Consider the following 22,536-nt stretch of genomic DNA (forward strand, 5'->3'; position numbering starts at 1 on the left):
AATATGCATCGGTGTCATTCCAGAACGAAATCATTGAAAACAGCATATTATGATATATGAATCGCCGGTCGGACGGTTTCCTAAGAATTGCTTTCAAAAGGACCTTGTGGTTACGTTCTTTTAATTCTTGGGGGATGTATCCATGGCAACCGAAGGTTTCTCTCTTTCAGCCAGCGCAGACGCTCTGACAGCAGGCAATGAAGCAGTGCATGACGATCTCGTCGGGAAAGGCGGGCGCCTCGTCGCGCAAGCGGCAGATCCGTCAGAGCCGCAACTCCTGGATCCGGCGACCGGCGGGCCGGCCGACAACAGCGGAGCCGCACCCGTTGCTCGGATGCCGGAGAGCGTCAAGGCAGATGCGAACAATGTCGTGCGGCTTCCTGCCGGCATCTCCCTTGAAAACATTAAGGTCGTCGGTAACGACATCGTGCTGGAACAGCCCGGCGGGGCAGAAATCAGAATTGAAAACGCCGCGCTGAATATCCCCACTTTCGTGATCGGCGATGTCGAGATCCCGCGGGAAACGTTGGTGGCTGTCCTCGAAGGCAATGGCATCAACGTCGCGGCTGGACCGGACGGAACCATCAGCGTGGTTTCCGGCCAGAGCAGCGGCGGTAATTTCTCCGATGCTTCCGCCGGCATTGGCGATGCGGGGCCGGCAATCGATCTCTTGCCGCCGACCGCCTTGCAGTTTCCCGAGCTTGAACAGCAGGAGCTCCGGCTATTTGCTGAGCTTCAAAACGAGACGCCTTCCATCTCGCCCGATCCTGATGGCGGCAGTGCCGGCGGCATCGGCGTGAGCGACAGACAGGTCGATGAAGCCGGCCTTACGGATGGATCGCGTGCGGGCGACGGCAGCGCTACAGTTACGGGGGTCTTTGTCCTCTCCGATCCCGATGGCCTCGACGACATTGCCAGCCTGACCATCAATGGACAGACTTTCGCTATCGGCGATCTCGTCGGACAGACGATCGCTGGCCAGTATGGCACATTGACCATTACCTCCTATGATTCCTCCACCGGAGTGGTGGAATACCTCTATGAATTGACGAAGCCGGTCACTGGCTCCGAAGCAGACAACGGCGCAAATACTGAGCAGGACCGCGATGTCTTCGATCTCGCGGTCACCGACAGCAGTGGAGCGAGCGGCTCGGCCACGCTTCGTATTGATGTGAACGACGACGTGCCGGCGGCCTCGAGCGAGGCGGTGCAGGTGGTTGCGGAAGGGACGACGGTCACCGGCACGTTCGACTTCGCGGCGGGCGCGGACGGGGCGACGCTGACGCATGTCAACGGCACCGCCGTCGGCGCCTTCGATGCGACGACCGGCTGGTCCGGCTGGATTGACCTTGGCGAGGGTGCGATCCGCGTCAAGGCGGACGGCAGCTACGAGTTCAAGGCCGACGACGCCACGACCGGAGCATCGCTGCCCGTCAGCGGCAACTATACGGTGGCCGACGGCGACGGCGACACCGCGACGGCGGACTTCGGCTTCACCGTCACCGATGCCAACACACCGACCGGCGGCACGGCGGCCGCGACCGTCGACGATGACGGCCTGGCCGGCGCCAACCCGGCGCAGGATGCCGGCCTGGCAAGCTTCTCGGGCACGCTCGGCGGCAGCGTCGGCGGCGACGGGGCCGGTGCCAACGGCTTCTCCTTCGCCGGCCTCAACGGCACGACCGGCACGGTCGGGCAGGAGACGGTGAGCTACAGCTGGAACGGCGCGACCAACACGCTGACGGCAACGGGCCCGCGCGGCGTGCTGTTCACGGTCACCGTGACCGACCCGGCCACCGGCGCCTACACCGTGGCGCTCGTGGACAACGTGCTGCAGACCGCCGGCCCGAACGGCGAGGACAATGTCACGGTCGATCTCGGCTACACCGTCACCGACGCCGACAATTCCACCGCCAGCGGCACGCTCACCGTCACCTTCAACGACGACGTGCCGGCGGCCTCGAGCGAGGCGGTGCAGGCGGCTGCGGAAGGGACGACGGTCACCGGCACGTTCGACTTCGCGGCGGGCGCGGACGGGGCGACGCTGACCCACGTCAACGGCACCGCGGTCGGCGCCTTCGATGCGACGACCGGCTGGTCCGGCTGGATCGACCTTGGCGAGGGCGCGATCCGCGTCAAGGCGGACGGCAGCTACGAGTTCAAGGCCGACGACGCCACGACCGGTGCATCGCTGCCCGTCAGCGGCAGCTATACGGTGACGGACGGCGACGGCGACACCGCGACGGCGGACTTCGGCTTCACCGTCACCGACGCCAACACACCGACCGGCGGCACGGCGGCCGCGACCGTCGACGACGACGGCCTGGCCGGCGCCAACCCGGCGCAGGATGCCGGCCTGGCAAGCTTCTCGGGCACGCTCGGCGGCAGCGTCGGCGGCGACGGGGCCGGCGCCAACGGCTTCTCCTTTGCCGGCCTCAACGGCACGACCGGCACGGTCGGCCAGGAGACGGTGAGCTACAGCTGGAACGGCGCGACCAACACGCTGACGGCCACGGGCCCGCGCGGCGTGCTGTTCACGGTCACCGTGACCAACCCGGTCACCGGCGCCTACACCGTGGCGCTCGTGGACAACGTGCTGCAGACCGCCGGCCCGAACGGCGAGGACAATGTCACGGTCGATCTCGGCTACACCGTCACCGACGCCGACAACTCCAGCGCCAACGGCACGCTCACCGTCACCTTCAACGACGACGTGCCGGCGGCCTCGAACGAGGCGGTCCAGGTGGTTGCGGAAGGGGCGACGGTCACCGGCACGTTCGACTTCGCGGCGGGCGCGGACGGGGCGACGCTGACCCACGTCAACGGCACCGCGGTCGGCGCCTTCGACGCGACGACCGGCTGGTCCGGCTGGATCGACCTTGGCGAGGGCGCGATCCGCGTCAAGGCGGACGGCAGCTACGAGTTCAAGGCCGACGACGCCACGACGGGAGCATCGCTGCCCGTCAGCGGCAGCTATACGGTGACGGACGGCGACGGCGACACCGCGACGGCGGACTTCGGCTTCACCGTCACCGACGCCAACACGCCGACCGGCGGCACGGCGGCCGCGACCGTCGACGACGACGGCCTGGCCGGCGCCAACCCGGCGCAAGATGCCGGCCTGGCAAGCTTCTCGGGCACGCTCGGCGGCAGCGTCGGCGGCGACGGGGCCGGCGCCAACGGCTTCTCCTTTGCCGGCCTCAACGGCACGACCGGCACGGTCGGCCAGGAGACGGTGAGCTACAGCTGGAACGGCGCGACCAACACGCTGACGGCCACGGGCCCGCGCGGCGTGCTGTTCACGGTCACCGTGACCAACCCGGTCACCGGCGCCTACACCGTGGCGCTCGTGGACAACGTGCTGCAGACCGCCGGCCCGAACGGCGAGGACAATGTCACGGTCGATCTCGGCTACACCGTCACCGACGCCGACAACTCCAGCGCCAACGGCACGCTCACCGTCACCTTCAACGACGACGTGCCGGCGGCCTCGAACGAGGCGGTCCAGGTGGTTGCGGAAGGGGCGACGGTCACCGGCACGTTCGACTTCGCGGCGGGCGCGGACGGGGCGACGCTGACCCACGTCAACGGCACCGCGGTCGGCGCCTTCGACGCGACGACCGGCTGGTCCGGCTGGATCGACCTTGGCGAGGGCGCGATCCGCGTCAAGGCGGACGGCAGCTACGAGTTCAAGGCCGACGACGCCACGACGGGAGCATCGCTGCCCGTCAGCGGCAGCTATACGGTGACGGACGGCGACGGCGACACCGCGACGGCGGACTTCGGCTTCACCGTCACCGACGCCAACACACCGACCGGCGGCACGGCGGCCGCGACCGTCGACGATGACGGCCTGGCCGGCGCCAACCCGGCGCAGGATGCCGGCCTGGCAAGCTTCTCGGGCACGCTCGGCGGCAGCGTCGGCGGCGACGGGGCCGGCGCCAACGGCTTCTCCTTCGCCGGCCTCAACGGCACGACCGGCACGGTCGGGCAGGAGACGGTGAGCTACAGCTGGAACGGCGCGACCAACACGCTGACGGCCACGGGCCCGCGCGGCGTGCTGTTCACGGTCACCGTGACCGACCCGGTCACCGGCGCCTACACCGTGGCGCTCGTGGACAACGTGCTGCAGACCGCCGGCCCGAACGGCGAGGACAATGTCACGGTCGATCTCGGCTACACCGTCACCGACGCCGACAATTCCACCGCCAGCGGCACGCTCACCGTCACCTTCAACGACGACGTGCCGGCGGCCTCGAGCGAGGCGGTGCAGGCGGCTGCGGAAGGGACGACGGTCACCGGCACGTTCGACTTCGCGGCGGGCGCGGACGGGGCGACGCTGACCCACGTCAACGGCACCGCGGTCGGCGCCTTCGATGCGACGACCGGCTGGTCCGGCTGGATCGACCTTGGCGAGGGCGCGATCCGCGTCAAGGCGGACGGCAGCTACGAGTTCAAGGCCGACGACGCCACGACCGGTGCATCGCTGCCCGTCAGCGGCAGCTATACGGTGACCGACGGCGACGGCGACACCGCGACGGCGGACTTCGGCTTCACCGTCACCGACGCCAACACACCGACCGGCGGCACGGCGGCCGCGACCGTCGACGACGACGGCCTGGCCGGCGCCAACCCGGCGCAGGATGCCGGCCTGGCAAGCTTCTCGGGCACGCTCGGCGGCAGCGTCGGCGGCGACGGGGCCGGCGCCAACGGCTTCTCCTTTGCCGGCCTCAACGGCACGACCGGCACGGTCGGCCAGGAGACGGTGAGCTACAGCTGGAACGGCGCGACCAACACGCTGACGGCCACGGGCCCGCGCGGCGTGCTGTTCACGGTCACCGTGACCAACCCGGTCACCGGCGCCTACACCGTGGCGCTCGTGGACAACGTGCTGCAGACCGCCGGTCCGAACGGCGAGGACAATGTCACGGTCGATCTCGGCTACACCGTCACCGACGCCGACAATTCCACCGCCAGCGGCACGCTCACCGTCACCTTCAACGACGACGTGCCGGCGGCCTCGAACGAGGCGGTGCAGGCGGTTGCGGAAGGGACGACGGTCACCGGCACGTTCGACTTCGTGGCGGGCGCGGACGGGGCGACGCTGACCCACGTCAACGGCACCGCGGTCGGCGCCTTCGATGCGACGACCGGCTGGTCCGGCTGGATTGACCTTGGCGAGGGTGCGATCCGCGTCAAGGCGGACGGCAGCTACGAGTTCAAGGCCGACGACGCCACGACCGGAGCATCGCTGCCCGTCAGCGGCAGCTATACGGTGACCGACGGCGACGGCGACACCGCGACGGCGGACTTCGGCTTCACCGTCACCGACGCCAACACGCCGACCGGCGGCACGGCGGCCGCGACCGTCGACGACGACGGCCTGGCCGGCGCCAACCCGGCGCAAGATGCCGGCCTGGCAAGCTTCTCGGGCACGCTCGGCGGCAGCGTCGGCGGCGACGGGGCCGGCGCCAACGGCTTCTCCTTCGCCGGCCTCAACGGCACGACCGGCACGGTCGGGCAGGAGACGGTGAGCTACAGCTGGAACGGCGCGACCAACACGCTGACGGCAACGGGTCCCCGCGGCGTGCTGTTCACCGTCACCGTGACCGACCCGGTCACCGGCGCCTACACCGTGGCGCTCGTGGACAACGTGCTGCAAACCGCCGGCCCGAACGGCGAGGACAATGTCACGGTCGATCTCGGCTACACCGTCACCGACGCCGACAATTCCACCGCCAGCGGCACGCTCACCGTCACCTTCAACGACGACGTGCCGGCGGCCTCGAGCGAGGCGGTGCAGGCGGCTGCGGAAGGGACGACGGTCACCGGCACGTTCGACTTCGCGGCGGGCGCGGACGGGGCGACGCTGACCCACGTCAACGGCACCGCGGTCGGCGCCTTCGATGCGACGACCGGCTGGTCCGGCTGGATTGACCTTGGCGAGGGCGCGATCCGCGTCAAGGCGGACGGCAGCTACGAGTTCAAGGCCGACGACGCCACGACCGGTGCATCGCTGCCCGTCAGCGGCAGCTATACGGTGACCGACGGCGACGGCGACACCGCGACGGCGGACTTCGGCTTCACCGTCACCGACGCCAACACACCGACCGGCGGCACGGCGGCCGCGACCGTCGACGATGACGGCCTGGCCGGCGCCAACCCGGCGCAGGATGCCGGCCTGGCAAGCTTCTCGGGCACGCTCGGCGGCAGCGTCGGCGGCGACGGGGCCGGCGCCAACGGCTTCTCCTTCGCCGGCCTCAACGGCACGACCGGCACGGTCGGCCAGGAGACGGTGAGCTACAGCTGGAACGGCGCCACCAACACGCTGACGGCAACGGGTCCCCGCGGCGTGCTGTTCACGGTCACCGTGACCAACCCGGTCACCGGCGCCTACACCGTGGCGCTCGTGGACAACGTGCTGCAGACCGCCGGCCCGAACGGCGAGGACAATGTCACGGTCGATCTCGGCTACACCGTCACCGACGCCGACAACTCCACCGCCAACGGCACGCTCACCGTCACCTTCAACGACGACGTGCCGGCGGCCTCGAGCGAGGCGGTCCAGGTGGTTGCGGAAGGGGCGACGGTCACCGGCACGTTCGACTTCGCGGCGGGCGCGGACGGGGCGACGCTGACGCATGTCAACGGCACCGCGGTCGGCGCCTTCGACGCGACGACCGGCTGGTCCGGCTGGATTGACCTTGGCGAGGGCGCGATCCGCGTCAAGGCGGACGGCAGCTACGAGTTCAAGGCCGACGACGCCACGACCGGAGCATCGCTGCCCGTCAGCGGCAACTATACGGTGGCCGACGGCGACGGCGACACCGCGACGGCGGACTTCGGCTTCACCGTCACCGATGCCAACACACCGACCGGCGGCACGGCGGCCGCGACCGTCGACGATGACGGCCTGGCCGGCGCCAACCCGGCGCAGGATGCCGGCCTGGCAAGCTTCTCGGGCACGCTCGGCGGCAGCGTCGGCGGCGACGGGGCCGGTGCCAACGGCTTCTCCTTCGCCGGCCTCAACGGCACGACCGGCACGGTCGGGCAGGAGACGGTGAGCTACAGCTGGAACGGCGCGACCAACACGCTGACGGCAACGGGCCCGCGCGGCGTGCTGTTCACGGTCACCGTGACCGACCCGGCCACCGGCGCCTACACCGTGGCGCTCGTGGACAACGTGCTGCAGACCGCCGGCCCGAACGGCGAGGACAATGTCACGGTCGATCTCGGCTACACCGTCACCGACGCCGACAATTCCACCGCCAGCGGCACGCTCACCGTCACCTTCAACGACGACGTGCCGACCTTCACCAGCGTAACGGACGCGATCGTCGCCAACCAAAGCAACAGCACGGTGACCGGCCTGCACGATCTCAATCTCGGGGCGGACGGCGGCACGATCAACATCTCGGCCCTGTCCAGCATCTCCGGTGTTACCTACCAGAACCCCGTCCACAACGCGGACGGTTCGGTAACGCTTCTCGCAGTGGCCGGCGGATCGGATTTCTTCTCCGTGACGATTAAGCCCGACGGCACCTACGATTTCACTCTCATCAACGCCCGGCCGACAATTAGCCAAACCTTCGGTTTCGGGGGCGTCAACGGCTCTGCGAGCACGACCCAATTCACGCTCGGAGATGCCACCTTCTATGCGGTCGACACAAACAACAATGGAAGCATCGGGAGCAATGAGGAACTGAAGCCGACGAGTAACGGTTTCGGTGTAAGTAATGGCAATCTCGATCCGGACGAGCAATTCAAGATTGGCTTCCCGTCGCTCGTCGATGCGATCAAATTCAATGTGAACCTGTCGGGGAATGACGCTTTCGTCATGGCATGGAAGACCAATACCGGAGAGACGGGTACGGTATCCGCAGGGTCGACAGGGTGGCTTACGATCAATCCGCTGACGGACTTCAGTTCGATCACGTTTACGGTCATGTCAGGAAAGGCGAAACTCGATGGAGTCGAGTACTCAAAGCTCGTTCTACCCAGCGATCAGACGCTGCAGTTCGATGTCTCGGGCACCGATGGGGATGGTGACACCTCTTCGCATCAGACGTTGGACGTCCGCCTGCTCGGCAGCAGCTCGTCGGCTGCGGTGATCCAGGGGACCTCGCATGACGACGCCATCGCAGGCACGTCAGGCAATGACGTTATCCACGGGGGGGACGGCAATGACATTCTGTATGGCGGAGCCGGCCATGATATTCTCTATGGTGGTGCCGGAGACGATACCCTTTACGGCGGGCTTGGCGATGACACGATCTATGGGGGCGCGGGCTCGGACACGCTATCTGGTGGCGCCGGCGCCGATACCTTTGTGATCGCCGATGACGAATTGCAACTCGGCATCGATGATGTCATCACGGACTATAATGCCGCCGAAGGCGACGTGGTCGACCTGTCGGCGCTGCTTGGTGAGTTAGCACCCGGCACGCTGGAGCAGCATGTGCAGATCGTGCAGGACGGCGAGAATGCCAACCTTCAGGTCGATACGGACGGCAGCGGGAACTCCGCAAGCTGGCAGACTGTGGCCGTGCTGGAAAACTTCTCAGTGAGCGACGAAGTCGTGAAGATACTCTTCAACGAGAGCGGCACCAAGACGACAGGCGAGGTTTGACGGCTGCACGCTTTACATTCTTCCGGTTCGCGGCAAACATGCGCGAACCGGCTTTCCTGAGGGGGATTCCATGATCAAGAGAATTTGCGTCGGGGCAATGATCGCCTTTTCAGCTTCGGCCGGCCATGCCGCCGATCTCATCGGCGATTACGCGCCGGTCGCCGCGCAGTGCGACACGCTGGCCGCATCATCGCTGACGGTCGGGCAGGACATTGCTTTCCTGAGGAGCGAAGTCGTGTCGCGCATGGACCACGCGATTGCCGTTGCCGAGGATCCGCGGTGGATCGCTTCGACACGGCCGACATTCGTCTGGGCGTCCGAAACCAAGGTCGCCTGCGGCAAGGCCTATGGCTACTTGCAGTCCGGCTGGGCCGACGGGGACTATCTCGCCAAGTGCGATTGCTTCCACGCCAAAATGATTCGCTTCATGAATTGAAGAGAGCCCGCTTGTCCTGCATGAACAGCATTCATTCTGTCCCGAGGGCGGGCGTACGCCAACATGCGGGCAGGGCACTTGGCGTCCTGTTGCTCGGCCTCTTGGCCGGTTGCCAGGGCGCGAGCCAGGACGCCATCAGCGTCGGGCCACCGCAGGCGGCGCAGGCGAGCCGATCGGCCTCGAGCAAGCCGAAGCCTCAGGAGTTGTTCGGTTCCGGCCCGGTTCGGGTCGGTCTGATCACAGCCCTTCTCGCCTCCGTTGGCGAAAGCAAGCGCGAACGCGACATCCGGGACGGTGCGGTGCTTGCCGTGGACGAACTCGGCGGCGGGCAACTGTCCCTGCAGATAGAGAACACCGATGGCTCGGCCGAGCAGGTGCGGGAGGCGGCAAAGAGGCTTGCGGACCAGGGGGCCAAGCTTGTCGCCGTCTCGTCAGAGGTTCGGACGACCGGGATGCGTGAAGGAATGCGTGCGGAGGATGTCCCGATCCTAGTGCTGAGTGGTGCGCCGACGGAGGCTGGCAATGGAAGCTTCTCCTTCGTTTCGGACCATATCGACAGCGCGATCGAGGGCGCATCCTACGCCGCAGCCGCGGGCCGCAAGCGCCTTGTTGTTCTCTTGCCCGCGGGTATCGCCGCTGCGGAACGGCAGCGGCTCGACCGCGGCCTCGCCGGGCACGGCATCAAGCCCGTGTTGACGGCAGACGCGGCCTCAGTATCTGGAGATGCAAGCGCCAGAGCCAAGCTCAAGGATATCGATGCGGTCGTAATCATCGGCGCCGGGGAAGCCGAGGTCGGATCCCTTTCGGCGCTTCGGGCGAATGGTCATCTGGCGGCGGACGCCATGGTCGTTGGAAGTTCACAATGGACGACCGCTTCCTACGGGCGGTCGGAACTCGCGCGGAGTCACCTCTGCCTTTTCGGGCCGGAAAGCGGATCGCGGATGACCGCAAGCTTCCGCCAGCGCTACGAGCGGACGGCCGATCTGGATGCGGCTTACGGATTCGACATCGTCGCGCTCGCGGCCGGCCTCGTGCGAACGCAAGGGGAGAGCGGCATCAACCGACAGGCGCTCATGTCGCCGAACGGCTTCCTTGGCGCCGCGGCGGCATTCCGCTTCGAGAAGGATGGATCGGTTCTCCGGACCTGTGCCGTCTATCAGATTGTCGACGGAAAGCTGAGCCTGGTGGATCCGGCACCGCGTTCCTTCTGACCGCTCCTCAGTTTCTGACAGAAGACGCGCCAAGCTGTGGCGCAGCCGGGCAGCCACGTGCGGGGGGATGAGCCAGGCCGGAAAGGTCACAGCGAGTGTTCAGAACGCCCGCGTTCTCCCTCGTGGACTGAAGGGAGAACGCTCGTGAATAGGCTTCTCGATTGCCGCTAATGTTCGTCAAGCAGGCCGCTCGGAAGCGCTCGGTCTCCACTTGATGAGATGCTTCTCGGCGACGTCGAGGATGCTGTCGATGATCAGGACAAAGATCGCGAGGATCAGGATGCCTGCGAAGACGCCGACCGCATCAAAATTGCCTTCCGCCTGAGCGATCAGATAGCCAAGCCCGGCGGAGGAGCCGAGATACTCGCCGATGATCGCACCGACGACGGCAAAGCCGACCGAAGTGCGCAGCGAAGACAGGATCCAGCTTGCCGCTGCCGGGAAATAGACGTGGCGCAGCAGGTCCGACCGTTTGGCTCCCAGAATGCGGGCGTTCGACAGCACCACCGGGTTCACTTCACGGACACCCTGCATGGCGTTGAAGAAGGTGACGAAGAACACCAGCGTCACGGCGAGCGCCACCTTCGACCAGAGACCGAGGCCGAGCCAGAGCACGAAGATCGGCGCAAGCACGACTCGCGGGATCGCGTTCAAGCCCTTGATGAAAGGGTCCAGAATGCGCGCGGCCGAACGGCTGAGGCCGAGCCAGACGCCTGCTGCCACGCCGAGTGCCGTCCCGACCAGATAGCCGAGCACGGTTTCCGTGAGGGTGATGGCCACATGGTTATAGAAGCTGGCGTCCAGTACCCAGGATACCACCTGGTTCAGGATGTCGAGCGGCGCCGGGAAAAAGAAGACATCGATGGCGCCGGCCGCGACACCGAGCTGCCAGCCGCCGACAATTGCCACCAGCAGCGCGATTTGGATGAGGCGTTCAGTCATGGCGTTCATAGCTTTTCTCCACTTCGCCGCGCAGCGATGACCAGATGTTGCGATAAAGATCCATGAAGCGTGGATCGAGCTTGATTTCCGCGACATCGCGCGGGCGTTCGAGATCGACGGGGAAGCTGTCGATCACGCGCGAGCGCGGTCCGGCGGCAAGCACCACGACCCGATCTCCGAGGGCAATTGCCTCCTCGAGATCGTGCGTAATCATCACCACGGCGCGCCGTTCCTCCTGCCAAAGCCGCAACAGTTCATTCTGCATCAGGTGGCGGGTATGAATGTCGAGTGCCGAAAAGGGCTCGTCCATCAGGATGACCTTGGGGCCGGTGATCAGCGCCTGCGCCATCTGAACGCGCTTGCGCTGACCTCCGGAAAGCTGATGGGGATAGCGATGCTCGAAGCCCTTCAGGCCGACCTTCGCCAACCACTTCATCGACTGCTCGCGCCGTTCGGCAGCGCCCGTACCCTTGAACATCGGGCCGAGTTCCACGTTCTCGAGCGCGGTCTTCCAGGGAAGCAATGCATCCTGCTGGAAGAGATAGCCGATGTCGTTCTGCACCCCGCGCACCGGCTGGCCGTCGATCGCGACCGTGCCGCTTGCGGGCTTCAGCAGCCCGGCAATCGCATTGAGTATCGTGCTCTTGCCGCAGCCGGTCGGCCCTACGATCGCGAGAAACTCGCCATCGGCGACACTCAGGTTCACGTCCTTCACCGCCACATAGGCGCCGAAGGACATGGTGACCGAGTCGATGGAAACCATCGGCTTTGCCTGATGTGGACTGTCCATCGGGGTTGCGGTTTTCACTACGGCCAATGCCATGACCTCCTCCTGTCAGTTGGCGGCGACGTTCCGGACTTTGCCGACGAACTCGTTCGTGTAGGTTTTCGTAAGATCGATTTCAGCCGCCGCGACTTTTTCGTTGAAACTCTTCAAGACGGCGAGCGGAGTCTTGATATCTTCCTCGTCGATACGTCCGTCCTTTGAAAAGATCGCCTTCGCGTTCTCTACCGCCTTGATGTAGGTGTCGCGATCGCCGGAGATGAACTCCTTCGGGAGCGTGTCGACGATCTCTTCCGCGGAGTGGCTGTTCATCCACTCGAGCGCTTTGACCGTCGCATTCGTGACCTTCTGGATGGTCTCCGGGTTTTCCTCGATATAGCTCTGTGTGGCATAGAGGACGGAGGTTGGGTAAATCCCGCCATAGATCGCCTTGGCACCGTCGTCGCTGCGCCCGTCGATCAGGATGTTGCCGACGCCCTTGGCCTCGATGAAGGTCGCTGCCGGGTCGTAGTTGACGAGGAGGTCGACCTTGCCCTGTTCAAGGGCCGCGACGGCGGCAGACCCGGAGCCGACGCCGATCAGAGAGACGGCGTCCGCGGGCAAGCCGTTGCGCTGCAGGTAGTAGCGGACGAAGAAATCGGAAGACGAGCCTGGCGAGGTGATCCCGACTTTCGCGCCCTTGATCGTTTCTGGTTTTGCCGGGTCGAAAGTGCTCCCCGAACCGCCCGCCAGCACGAGCCCGGAATTGCGGGCGAGTTGCACGAACGCCACCACGGCCTTCTTCTGCGACTGCATTTGGATCGTATGATCGTAGAAACCGACGGCGATATCCGTCGAGCCGGCAACAAGCGCCTGAAGCGTCTTCGACCCGCCCGATGCGAAGTTTTCGACGGTTACCTCCAGGCCTTCCTTCTCATAAAGGCCGAGCCCCTGGGCGACCGGAAACGGGAGATTGTTGAGGTTGTAAGAGCCGACGCTGATGCGGACCGCATCCGCGTGAGCCGAACCGGCAAAGGCGACGGTTGCCGCGAGGGCGAGCATGAGCTTGCGCATGATATTTTCCTCCGTGTTGGTGGCGCCCTCCCGGCGGCCACGGTCATTATGCCGCGCAACCCATTTGCGTGACAGGTTTTGCGAAAACATGTCCTTCGAACAGCCGGCGGGCGGTGCGAAGGATTCCGGCGACGACTGTGCCGTCTCTTTCGTAGAGCTTGACGTCCAGGTGGCCGCTCGGGTGCTCTATGGAAAGCACGACTGGAGGGGCACGCCGGCCGATCAGTAGCGAGGCGACTGTATCCTGGCTGATACAGGCCGTGGCGATCCCTACAGCGCCCGTGGTTGCCAGCGACGGGTGACATTGATGCGGCATGAAATACCGCACGCTGATGTCGCCTTCCGACGTTGGCCGGGAAATGAGCACCGGCTTCGGCGTTACCTGATCGCGCACGTCTCCAAGGCCCATCCGTTTGCCGGCCGCGATGCGCAGTTTTTCCAACCGTTCAAGCAATTCCCTATCAGCATTGAGTTCAGCCGCTGACTCGAAGCCGCTTGCGCCGATCGAGTCCGCCTCGATCAACATCATCGGCATCGCACAGTCGATGCAGGTGACAGCCACACCGTCGATCACGTCGATTGGCTTGCCAGTGGGAAAGAGCTGTCCGGTGCGAGCCCCCGCTGCGTCCATGAAGGTCAGCGCGATCGGGGCTGCACCGCCGGGCACGCCGTCAATTGCAGCTTCACCGAGATAGGAGACGCTGCCGTTCGGCGTGGGAACTTCGGCCTCGATCAGCTTGCCGGTGTTGACGTTATGGATCCGGACGAGCGTCGTTTCTCCACGGACTGGAACAAGTCCGGCTTCGATGGCAAACGGGCCCACCGCAGCCAGCATATTGCCGCAGTTCGGGGAGGTGTCGACAATCTGTTGCTCGACCCGCACCTGGGCAAAGAGATAATCCACGTCGGCGCCAGGAAGGCTGGCAGGTCCGACGATGGCCACCTTGCTCGTGACCGGGTTGCCGCCGCCGATGCCATCGATCTGCAACGGGTGACCCGACCCCATGACGGAGAGCAGGATCTTGTCCCGCTCGCTGGCATTCGCAGGAAGATCGCTCGCCAGGAAGAACGGACCCTTTGAGGTGCCGCCTCTCATCAGAACGCAAGGGATCGCCAGCAGGTCGTTCATCGCTTGTGCTTCCACCGGAATTATGTCATCGACGTATCAATCGATGTTCGTTGATCCACTTATCGGAAGAAGCGTTGATCTGTGAAATGCTTAGATTCGGGGAATTGATGCACGATGAGCATTAATTGCGAGATCCTTGACCTTCGAGCCTTCCTGAGCGTCGTCGAATTGGAGAGCTTTCATCGCGCCGCCGATGCGCTGCATCTGTCACAGCCCGCGTTGAGCCGTCGCATTCAAAAACTGGAGCAGGTTATAGGAGCGCCCCTCTTGGAACGGACAACCCGGCATGTCTCCGCGACGGCTCTCGGAACAGAGCTCGTGCCGCTTGTCCGACGCATGCTGGAGGAGTTCGATGGCTCCCTGTTTGCTGTCCGTGACGTTGGACCTAATCGCGGCGGATTGGTGACGATCGCATGCCTCCCTACCGCGGCGTTCTACTTCCTGCCTACCGTCATCCGCCAGTTCAATGAGGAGTATCCGAACATCCGCTTTCGAATTCTCGACTTGCCGGCGACCGACGGTCTTCAAGCCGTGGCACGCGGGGAGGTGGAGTTCGGCATAAATATCATGGGCACGTCGGATCCGGACCTGACCTTTGAGCGGCTCGCGGAAGACCCATTCGTGCTTGCAGCGCGCAAGGATCACCCTCTTGCAGCCAAACCCTCAGTCGACTGGGCAGACCTCGAGCCCTACCATCTGATTACGGTTCACCGGTCGAGCGGCAACAGAACCCTGCTCGACGCAGCGCTAGCAAAATCGAGTATCAAACTGCGTTGGTTCTACGAAGTGACCCATCTGTCCACCTCCCTCGGTCTGGTGGAGGCCGGCCTCGGGATTTCAGTGCTACCGCGCATGGCGACCCCGCAGGGCGCCCATCCGTTCTTGATCACACGCCCGATTGGCGATCCCGAGATATCGCGTACCATCGGCGTGGTTCGCCGTCGCGGCGGCACCTTGTCGCCGGCGGCAGAGCGATTTCTCAAGATGCTGATAGGTGTATGGGGAGGTGATTGAGAGGCGCTAAGAAATCAACAGCCGCAAAGCCAGAAAGCCTCACGACCATAGCCGCCGCCACCCATCCGCGTGCCAGGGATTGCGGGAAAGCCGAGCCCGAGGGGGCTCTCGCCGGCACTTGGGAACTGGCTCAAATTAAGGTTCCTTTCCCGTTCAGCGGCGTCGTCTGGAACAGGGCCAAGACGTCTGTCTTGGATATGCAACCAAACTTGCCCCGGCGGGAGAGCTTCGTCTCTTTGGGGTCGTTTGTGGGAGGGGGCGAAATACTACCTTAAGGGCGGCCATCGATATTCTCCAGTGAGCGTTATATGCTCCCATCCGAGCGGTGAGACGTGAGGCAGGAGCCCGAGGTCGATTTGTTGGCCGCTGGCGATTTGCTCGGCGACGATTTCGCCGAGCGTCCATGTGTTCCAATAAATGATGATTGCGGTGAGGAGGTTGAGACCGGCAATTCGATGTTGCTGTCCCTCGGACGACCGGTCGCGGATTTCGCCACGCCTGTTGAAGTTGACCGCGCGCTTGAGGGCATGATGGGCCTCGCCCTTGTTCAATCCGATCTGTGCTCGACGCTGCAAATCAATGTCGCTCAACCAGTCGAGCATGAAGATCGAACGCTCCAGACGCCCGACCTCTCTAAGTGCCAGTGCCAGGCTGTTCTTACGTGGATAGGCGGCGAGTTTTCGAAGTATCTGACTTGGCACGACGGTCCCGGCGGCCATGCTGGCAGCGAGCCGCAGAATATCAGGCCAATTTTCACGGATCAGCCGAATGTTGATGCGGCCGCCGATCAGCGGCTGGAGCGCAGGAGGCACCTGGTCAAGAGCGGGAACGTAAAGCCGCTTGTCCGGCAGATCGCGGATTCTCGGCGCAAACCGGAAGCCGAGAACGGAGCAGATGGCAAAAACATGATCCGTGAAACCGCCGGTATCGGCATAATGCTCGCGGATTTGCCTTCCGGTGTCGTTCTGCAGCAGACCATCGAGAATGTAAGGTGCCTCGTGCGCGGTCGCGGGAATGATCTGAGTCGAATAGGGAGCATACCGATCAGAGACATGGCTGTACGCCGAAAGACCCGGCTCATTGCCATACCGGGCATTGACGATATTCAGTGCTTCCCCGGTCGAACCTGCCGGAAAGTGCTGGCCATCCGAGGACGAAGTCTTTCCGTCGCCCCAGAAGCGGGCCATCGGTAATTTCGACTGCGCCTCGACGATCATCGCAAGGGCGCGTGCCGTCGTCTCCTCTCTGACGTGCCATTTGCCGATCCGGAGCAACTCCCAGAAGGTGTGGGTGTCGCAGGCGTCGGCCATCTTCCTGAGACCGAGGTTGACGCCATCGGCGAGCAGAACGGTCATCACGCCGATCCGATCGCCGCAGCAATACCCGTGCGGAGATCAGTGAAGGCGTCCGTGAAGCGCAGCTTTTCGTCGACCTCGATGAGGATGTCCGTGATCCGAACGGACGGCATACTTTCATAGAGTTTCAGGACGAGCGCGGCAGCCTCCTCCGGCGCCGCCCTTTCGAGCCGGTCGATCTGAAGCTTGCCATCTGCGACGGCCCCACCTGCGAGAACGCCAGCCTCATTGGCACATGAGATCTGCGCCATGCCGCGTTTGAGAATGTGGCTTCGATGGCGAAGCCAGTCGTCCGCCTCCAGAGGAACGGCCAGCCGTGCAGTTTCGGATACCGTTTCGATTGGGACCAGCGCCGTGCTGATCTCGCGATACCGCCTGCTGTCCGCCAGCCAGATGTCGCCCGAACGCAGAGCATTGCGAAGTTCGAACAACAGCCCGATTTCCCAAGCTAGCCGATCTGGCTTCCCATCCTTCAGAATCCTTTTGCGCCATCTTGCTCGGGCAAAGTCGAGCGGTGCATTCACTGGCAAAGTGCGATGGCCGCGGCGATTGAGGCGGCGCAGAAATTCCAATGCTTCGAGCAGCGAATCTGCGCCGCGTCCACCGCGGAACGCCAGGACTTCCAGAAACCGAGGCGCATACCTCCGGAAACGGGCATATCCGTCGGTCACAAATTCCAACGGGTCCGCTGAGACCTTGCCTGTGAGCGCAGCCGCCTGTGCGACAGTCTGGCGGAGCAGCTCCCAGCCACCACCTTCCGCGATGGCCATTCCTAATTCGTCCTGCACTTTATGCGCGGTGATCAGTACCTCGCCGAAGCGACAAAGCATTTTCAGAGTATCGCCGATCGAGGCGCGCTCGGCCTGCAGCAGATCATCCCGTTTGCGTTCACAGGTACGATAGAGTTTTCCGACAACGCGGTCATGCGTCTCGACGGCGACATCCGCCAGCATGGCCGACCATTCGACGGCGCATGCCGCCAAGATCGCCAAATCGTCGATTTTCCGACAGATCCCGCATTCCATCGGCGGAATAGCGTTCGCCCTGGCGGCGCAGACCGGCCACGCGGTGAGGTGGGATGCCGTCGAGAATGCCAACATCGACGGCGAGCTTGCGCAGAAATTCCAGCCTGTCGAGCAGGCCATTCATATCGTTGGAGTTGGAGCCGACTTCGAACTGACGCAACCACACAAAGCGCGTCATTCGGCCATCGGCAGTTTCGGAAAGCAGGGACAGAAGCCGAGCGCGGCTCTGCGCGTCCAGACGCCCTGCAATACGGGACGCGATCGCCCGTTCGGCGGCGACCAGGGCATCGGCACAGCATCGTTCGACGGTTGAGATCGCCGGGACAATCACATTGCGACTGCGCAGTTCCTCCAGAAACTCGGCCGCCAACAGGTCATTCGTTCTTGATCTCTCGGCGGCCTCCTCGAGCCATGTGAGCATATCCGTGGGCGCTTGGCCTTCGAACGGTCGATAGCCGTAGAGCTGCTGCAATGCCGCCGAATGCTGATATCGCGTTTCCGATCTCGCCCCATACTCGGCGCGGTCAGATGCAGATGGCTGTAGCGGATGGTGAGCGTCGTCGCGTGGTCCTGACTGAATGGCGGCTCTCGTCTGGCAATCCGCGCGTGCGAGAAGACGTCTCCCAATTTCGAGGGACAGCGTTGGTCTTCCCGCAAGATGACAAATCTCGGCGCAGCAACCCGAACCCACGACAGGCGTCCGGCCCGGTTGCGAAAGAAGGGGACGCCCAATGACCGTTGTGCGAGCCAGTAATGGCGTCAACAGTCCTTATCGTCGCCGCAACAGCCGCAATCCGTCAGCCGCATCGCCTCCTGGAGATCGCAAAGTTCGGGGTGACCGTGACAGCAGTCGTTGACCAGAAAGCCGATGAGCATGCGGATGCTGTCGACGTCGGCGCGATACATGATCGAGCGGCCGGAGCGCGTCGCGCGCACGAGGCCGGCGCGGGCCAGAATGCCCAGATGAGAGGAGAGCGTGTTGTGCGGGCATCCGATCGCCTCGGCAATCGCACCTGCAGCCAAGCCATCGGGCTCCTCCTTCATCAGGAGCCGGAAGATCTCCATCCGGGTCGGCTGGCCGAGGGCTGCGAGCGCGACAAGACCGTGCGTGCTTGACATCGTGCCGCCGCTTTCCTCTGGGCCTGCGTGGCCAATGACGGCAAGCGTGGTTTTCTCCATGAATCCTCCAGATCGTCGCTTTGGTCACCCGCCGAGGACGGATGACAAATCCATCTTTTTCTATTATCGTTCGTGTCGGGAATTCTAGAAATAACAAAATATGAATCCGACGTTCATGGGTCTCTTTGAACGTCTCCCTCTTGGGACGTCATCGAGCCTGTGGGTTCTGTCAAAACAGACCGCAGCCAGAATGGGCGTCAAATAGAGGGAGGAGAACCCATGAAACGATGCCATGCCATGGTCGATATCGGGCGCCGTCAATTCCTGACCGGCGCCGGCGTCGTCGCCGCAGGCGCGGTCGCCTCGACCGTTGCGCCGTCTGAGGCGGTAGCCGCCGCGCCGGCGCGAATGCAATATCCATCGAACCGCCTTGCTAATGTGGCCGATCTCAAGGTGAACGAACCGCTCGATGTGAGCTATCCCGATCAAGATGCGCCCGGCGTGCTCCTCAAGCTCGGCACGAAAGTGGAGGGCGGCGCCGGTTCCGACGGCGACATCGTCGGGTTTACCACCATCTGTCCCCACAAGGGATTCCCGCTCACCTACAAGGCCGACGACAGGACATTCAATTGTTCGGGTCACTATTCGCGCTTCGACGCTGAGCGCGGAGGCCTGGAGATCTGGGGCCAAGCGACCCAAAACCTGCCGCAATACATGCTGCGCATCGACGACAAGGGCGACATCTATGCCGAGGGGCTCGACGAGCTTCTCTATGGCCGCCTTTCCAACGTGCTTTGAGGGAGGGTAAGATGGCTTACAAACGTCAAATCGGGCAATTGCCCATCATCCCACCAAATGCGAGGGTCCAGACCGTCGTCTGCCATTACTGCATCGTCGGTTGTGGCTACCACGCCTATAGCTGGGACGTGAACACAGAGGGCGGCCCGGCGCCATCAGACAATATCTTCGGTGTCGACCTTTCCAAGCAGCAGGAGGCGGAAGCCGACGCGTGGTACGCCCCGGCTATGTACAACATCGTCAAGCAGAACGGACGTGACGTCCATCTCGTCATCAAGCCGGACAAGGAGTGCGTGGTGAATTCAGGTCTCGCTTCCATCCGCGGGGCGCGCATCGCCGAGATGAGCTACAGCCGCGCCCGCAACACTCAGCTTCAGCGCCTCACCGATCCGATGGTTTGGCGTTACGGCGAGATGCAGCCGACGAGCTGGGACGACGCGCTCGACCTCGTCGCCCGCGTCACTGCCGCCATCATTGACGAACAGGGCGAAGACGGGCTCTTCGTCTCCGCCTTCGACCATGGCGGCGCCGGCGGCGGATATGAAAACACCTGGGGCACCGGCAAGCTCTATTTCGGTGCCATGAAGGTGAAGAACATCCGCATCCACAACCGTCCGGCCTATAATTCCGAGGTGCACGGCACGCGCGATATGGGCGTCGGGGAGCTGAACAACTGCTATGAGGACGCGGAACTCGCCGATACGATCGTTGCGGTCGGTACCAACGCTCTCGAAACCCAGACCAACTATTTCCTCAACCACTGGGTCCCGAACCTGCGCGGCGCGTCGCTCGACAAGAAGAAGCAACTGATGCCGGACGAGCCGCATGACGCCGCCCGCATCGTCATCGTCGATCCGCGCCGCACGGTCACCATCAACGCCTGCGAGGTGGAGGCGGGCAAGGAGAACGTGCTGCACCTGGCGATCAATTCGGGCACAGACCTTGCGCTCTTCAACGCCCTTTTCACCTACATCGCCGAGAAGGGCTGGGTCGACAGGGAACTGATCGAGAAGAGCACGCTGCGCGAGGCGCCCGCGCGGCCGCCGCTTTATCCGGCGCGTGGCGTTTCGGAAGCGAACCCCGGCCACCTCACCGGCTTTGAGGCCGCCGTCGAAGGCTGCCGCATGTCGGTCGAGGACGCAGCCAAGATCACCGGCCTCAAACCGGAGGACATCGTCAAGGCGGCCGAGTGGATCGCCATGCCGAAGGAAGGCGGCAAGCGCCGGCGCACGATGTTCGGCTACGAGAAAGGTCTGATCTGGGGCAACGACAATTACCGCACCAATGGCGCGCTGGTGAATATCGCGCTCGCGACCGGCAATGTCGGCCGGATGGGTGGTGGCGTCGTCCGCCTCGGCGGTCACCAGGAGGGCTATGTCCGGCCGAGCGACGCGCATGTCGGGCGGCCCGCGGCCTATGTCGACGAGCTTCTGATCAGCGGCAAGGGCGGCGTCCACCACATCTGGGGCTGCGATCACTACAAGACCACGCTGAACGCCTTTGAGTTCAAGCGGGTCTACAAGGAGCGGACCGACAAGGTGAAGGACGCGATGTCGAGCGTCGCCTATGGCGACCGCAGTGCGATGGTCGACGCGATCGTTTCGGCGATCCGCCAGGGCGGCCTCTTCGCCGTCGATGTCGACATCATCCCGACCAAGATCGGGCAGGCCTGCCATGTGTGGCTCCCTGCGGCGACCTCGGGCGAGATGAACCTGACGTCCATGAACGGCGAGCGGCGGATGCGGATCACCGAGCGCTATATGGACCCGCCCGGTCAGGCGATGCCCGACTGCCTGATCGCCGCGCGGCTTGCCAACAATCTGGAACGGGTGTTCCGTGAGACGGGAAAGGGCGACGTGGCCGACATGTTCAAGGGCTTCGACTGGCAGACGGAAGAAGATGCCTTCATGGACGGTTACGCCAAGAACGCCAAGGGGGGCGAGTTCGTCACTTACGAGCGGCTGCGCGCCATGGGCACCAACGGCTTCCAGGAGCCCGCAACCGCCTTTGCCGACGGCAAGATCGTGGGTACGCAACGACTTTATGAGGACGGCGTCTTCTCCACGGATGACGGCAAGGCGCGCTTCATGGATGCCCCTTGGCGCGGTCTTCAGGCGTCGGGCAAGGAAGAGGAGAAGGCCAAATGGCCGTTCCTCATCAACAACGGCCGCACCAACCATGTCTGGCAAAGCGCCTATCTCGACCAGCAGGAGGAACTGGTCGTTGACCGCTGGCCCTATCCGTTCATCGAAATCAATCCGGAGGACATGGCGGAATTGAGCCTCAAGGAAGGCGATCTCGTCGAGGTCTATAACGACAACGGTTCGACCCAGGCGATGGTCTATCCGAAGGCGGCCATGAAGCGCAAAGAAGCGTTCATGCAGTTCGGCTATCCGAAGGGCGTTCAGGGCAATGTCGTGAGCCCTGGGACGAACGAGCTCATCATCCCGAACTACAAGCAGACTTGGGCGGCGATCCGCAAGATCTCCGATATTCCGGGGAATGCAAAACACCTGTCGTTCAAATCGCAGGAATACGCAGTCTGATCGTGCTCGCCAGTAAGGGTCGCATCTTTCGGGGTGTCCGACGAGGGCACCCTGATTTTGTTGCGCACCGCCTCAGAGGAGGTGTGCCCCAAACGAGCCCAAGAAGGCAAGGCGGCGCGTTTTCATCATCATTCTCGTGGCTCAGGCGTCCCTGCGGATTGCAGGCGAGAAGATCGAGGGCATTTGGCTCATGGGCGAGGCGGTCTTTCTGGCCGGAGGCACCTGGGAAGATTCTCTCTCGGTTTGCAGTGGCCCCTGGCTTCCCTTCTGGTGATCCTGCTCGGGGTCGAGCCTGCTCTGGGAAGCGCTCTTCGGCAAGCCAAAGCCGGGCGCTTCGATTCGCAATTTTCACAGAAATCGACGTCGTCGGCGATATGTCTCCCCGCTGGCCTGTCGCCGCGTGCAAGTCATCAATGAACGAAATACAAAACAACGCTGCCTATCACCTGAACGAGTGCGAGCACAACGCAGACAACGAACAGGATCGGCTTCCAC

14 protein-coding genes and 1 pseudogene are annotated in these 22,536 nt (G+C 63.8%); 7 read left to right on the top strand and 8 right to left on the bottom strand.

The window, feature by feature from the left end:
• The first annotated feature begins 142 nt into the window (after nt 1-142).
• From EKH55_RS24215 to EKH55_RS24225, 3 genes are all read left to right on the top strand, one after another.
• Nucleotides 143-8,629, top strand: coding sequence for a type I secretion C-terminal target domain-containing protein (locus EKH55_RS24215; RefSeq protein WP_151613470.1), 8,487 nt, complete (start codon nt 143-145; stop codon nt 8,627-8,629).
• Between the two features lie 70 nt (nt 8,630-8,699).
• Nucleotides 8,700-9,065 carry a hypothetical protein gene (locus EKH55_RS24220; RefSeq protein ID WP_151613471.1) on the top strand — a complete coding sequence of 122 codons (366 nt, stop codon included), beginning with the start codon at nt 8,700-8,702 and terminating at the stop codon, nt 9,063-9,065.
• A 20-nt stretch (nt 9,066-9,085) separates the two neighbouring features.
• The gene (locus EKH55_RS24225) at nt 9,086-10,276 is read left to right on the top strand and encodes an ABC transporter substrate-binding protein (RefSeq protein ID WP_151613472.1); all 1,191 of its coding nucleotides are present in this window, start codon (nt 9,086-9,088) and stop codon (nt 10,274-10,276) included.
• 177 nt (nt 10,277-10,453) lie between these two features.
• On the opposite strand, the gene EKH55_RS24230 is transcribed toward EKH55_RS24225, so the two are convergent.
• From EKH55_RS24230 to EKH55_RS24245, 4 genes are read right to left on the bottom strand one after another with little or no spacing between them, the layout of a single operon-like run.
• Entirely contained in the window at nt 10,454-11,227 is a 774-nt protein-coding gene (locus EKH55_RS24230; RefSeq protein WP_069460177.1) for an ABC transporter permease, read from the bottom strand.
• Entirely contained in the window at nt 11,211-12,041 is an 831-nt protein-coding gene (locus tag EKH55_RS24235) for an ABC transporter ATP-binding protein (RefSeq protein ID WP_069460178.1), read from the bottom strand. The genes EKH55_RS24230 and EKH55_RS24235 overlap by 17 nt, the downstream gene beginning before the upstream one ends.
• Before the next feature lie 12 nt (nt 12,042-12,053).
• Complete coding sequence (locus tag EKH55_RS24240) at nt 12,054-13,055, bottom strand: ABC transporter substrate-binding protein (protein ID WP_151613473.1); 1,002 nt, start codon at nt 13,053-13,055, stop codon at nt 12,054-12,056.
• A gap of 46 nt (nt 13,056-13,101) precedes the next feature.
• The gene (locus EKH55_RS24245; protein WP_151613474.1) at nt 13,102-14,184 is read right to left on the bottom strand and encodes a 4-oxalomesaconate tautomerase; all 1,083 of its coding nucleotides are present in this window, start codon (nt 14,182-14,184) and stop codon (nt 13,102-13,104) included.
• Nucleotides 14,185-14,298: 114 nt separating this feature from the next.
• On the opposite strand from EKH55_RS24245, the gene EKH55_RS24250 reads away from it, so the two are divergent.
• On the top strand, nt 14,299-15,198 hold the full coding sequence (locus tag EKH55_RS24250) for a LysR family transcriptional regulator (RefSeq protein ID WP_069460181.1): 900 nt from the start codon (nt 14,299-14,301) through the stop codon (nt 15,196-15,198).
• Between the two features lie 266 nt (nt 15,199-15,464).
• Here the strand turns inward: EKH55_RS24250 and EKH55_RS24255 are convergent, their stop codons facing one another.
• Nucleotides 15,465-16,553 carry a Tn3 family transposase gene (locus EKH55_RS24255; protein ID WP_151613475.1) on the bottom strand — a complete coding sequence of 363 codons (1,089 nt, stop codon included), beginning with the start codon at nt 16,551-16,553 and terminating at the stop codon, nt 15,465-15,467.
• Entirely contained in the window at nt 16,553-17,506 is a 954-nt protein-coding gene (locus tag EKH55_RS24260; RefSeq protein ID WP_151613476.1) for a hypothetical protein, read from the bottom strand. Before EKH55_RS24260 ends, EKH55_RS24255 begins: the two co-directional genes overlap by 1 nt.
• Between EKH55_RS24260 and EKH55_RS29850 the strand changes: the two genes are divergently transcribed.
• Nucleotides 17,505-17,891, top strand: coding sequence for a hypothetical protein (locus EKH55_RS29850; RefSeq protein WP_246231862.1), 387 nt, complete (start codon nt 17,505-17,507; stop codon nt 17,889-17,891). The genes EKH55_RS24260 and EKH55_RS29850 overlap by 2 nt on opposite strands.
• A 30-nt stretch (nt 17,892-17,921) precedes the next feature.
• Here the strand turns inward: EKH55_RS29850 and EKH55_RS30370 are convergent.
• Nucleotides 17,922-18,269 (bottom strand): annotated as a pseudogene (locus tag EKH55_RS30370) (DUF4158 domain-containing protein); the annotation flags it as partial.
• Nucleotides 18,270-18,337: 68 nt separating this feature from the next.
• Nucleotides 18,338-18,757: an ArsR/SmtB family transcription factor gene (locus EKH55_RS24270; RefSeq protein ID WP_151613477.1), complete on the bottom strand. Its 420-nt coding sequence runs from the start codon at nt 18,755-18,757 to the stop codon at nt 18,338-18,340.
• A 219-nt stretch (nt 18,758-18,976) separates the two neighbouring features.
• Here EKH55_RS24270 and EKH55_RS24275 point away from each other — a divergent pair, with 219 nt between their 5' ends.
• The gene (locus EKH55_RS24275) at nt 18,977-19,495 is read left to right on the top strand and encodes an arsenate reductase (azurin) small subunit (RefSeq protein WP_151613478.1); all 519 of its coding nucleotides are present in this window, start codon (nt 18,977-18,979) and stop codon (nt 19,493-19,495) included.
• 11 nt (nt 19,496-19,506) lie between these two features.
• Nucleotides 19,507-22,041 carry an arsenate reductase (azurin) large subunit gene (locus EKH55_RS24280; RefSeq protein ID WP_151613479.1) on the top strand — a complete coding sequence of 845 codons (2,535 nt, stop codon included), beginning with the start codon at nt 19,507-19,509 and terminating at the stop codon, nt 22,039-22,041.
• Nucleotides 22,042-22,536 lie beyond the last annotated feature (495 nt).

Origin of the sequence: Sinorhizobium alkalisoli, assembly GCF_008932245.1 — a bacterium.
In the GTDB taxonomy this organism is placed as follows: domain Bacteria; phylum Pseudomonadota; class Alphaproteobacteria; order Rhizobiales; family Rhizobiaceae; genus Sinorhizobium; species Sinorhizobium alkalisoli.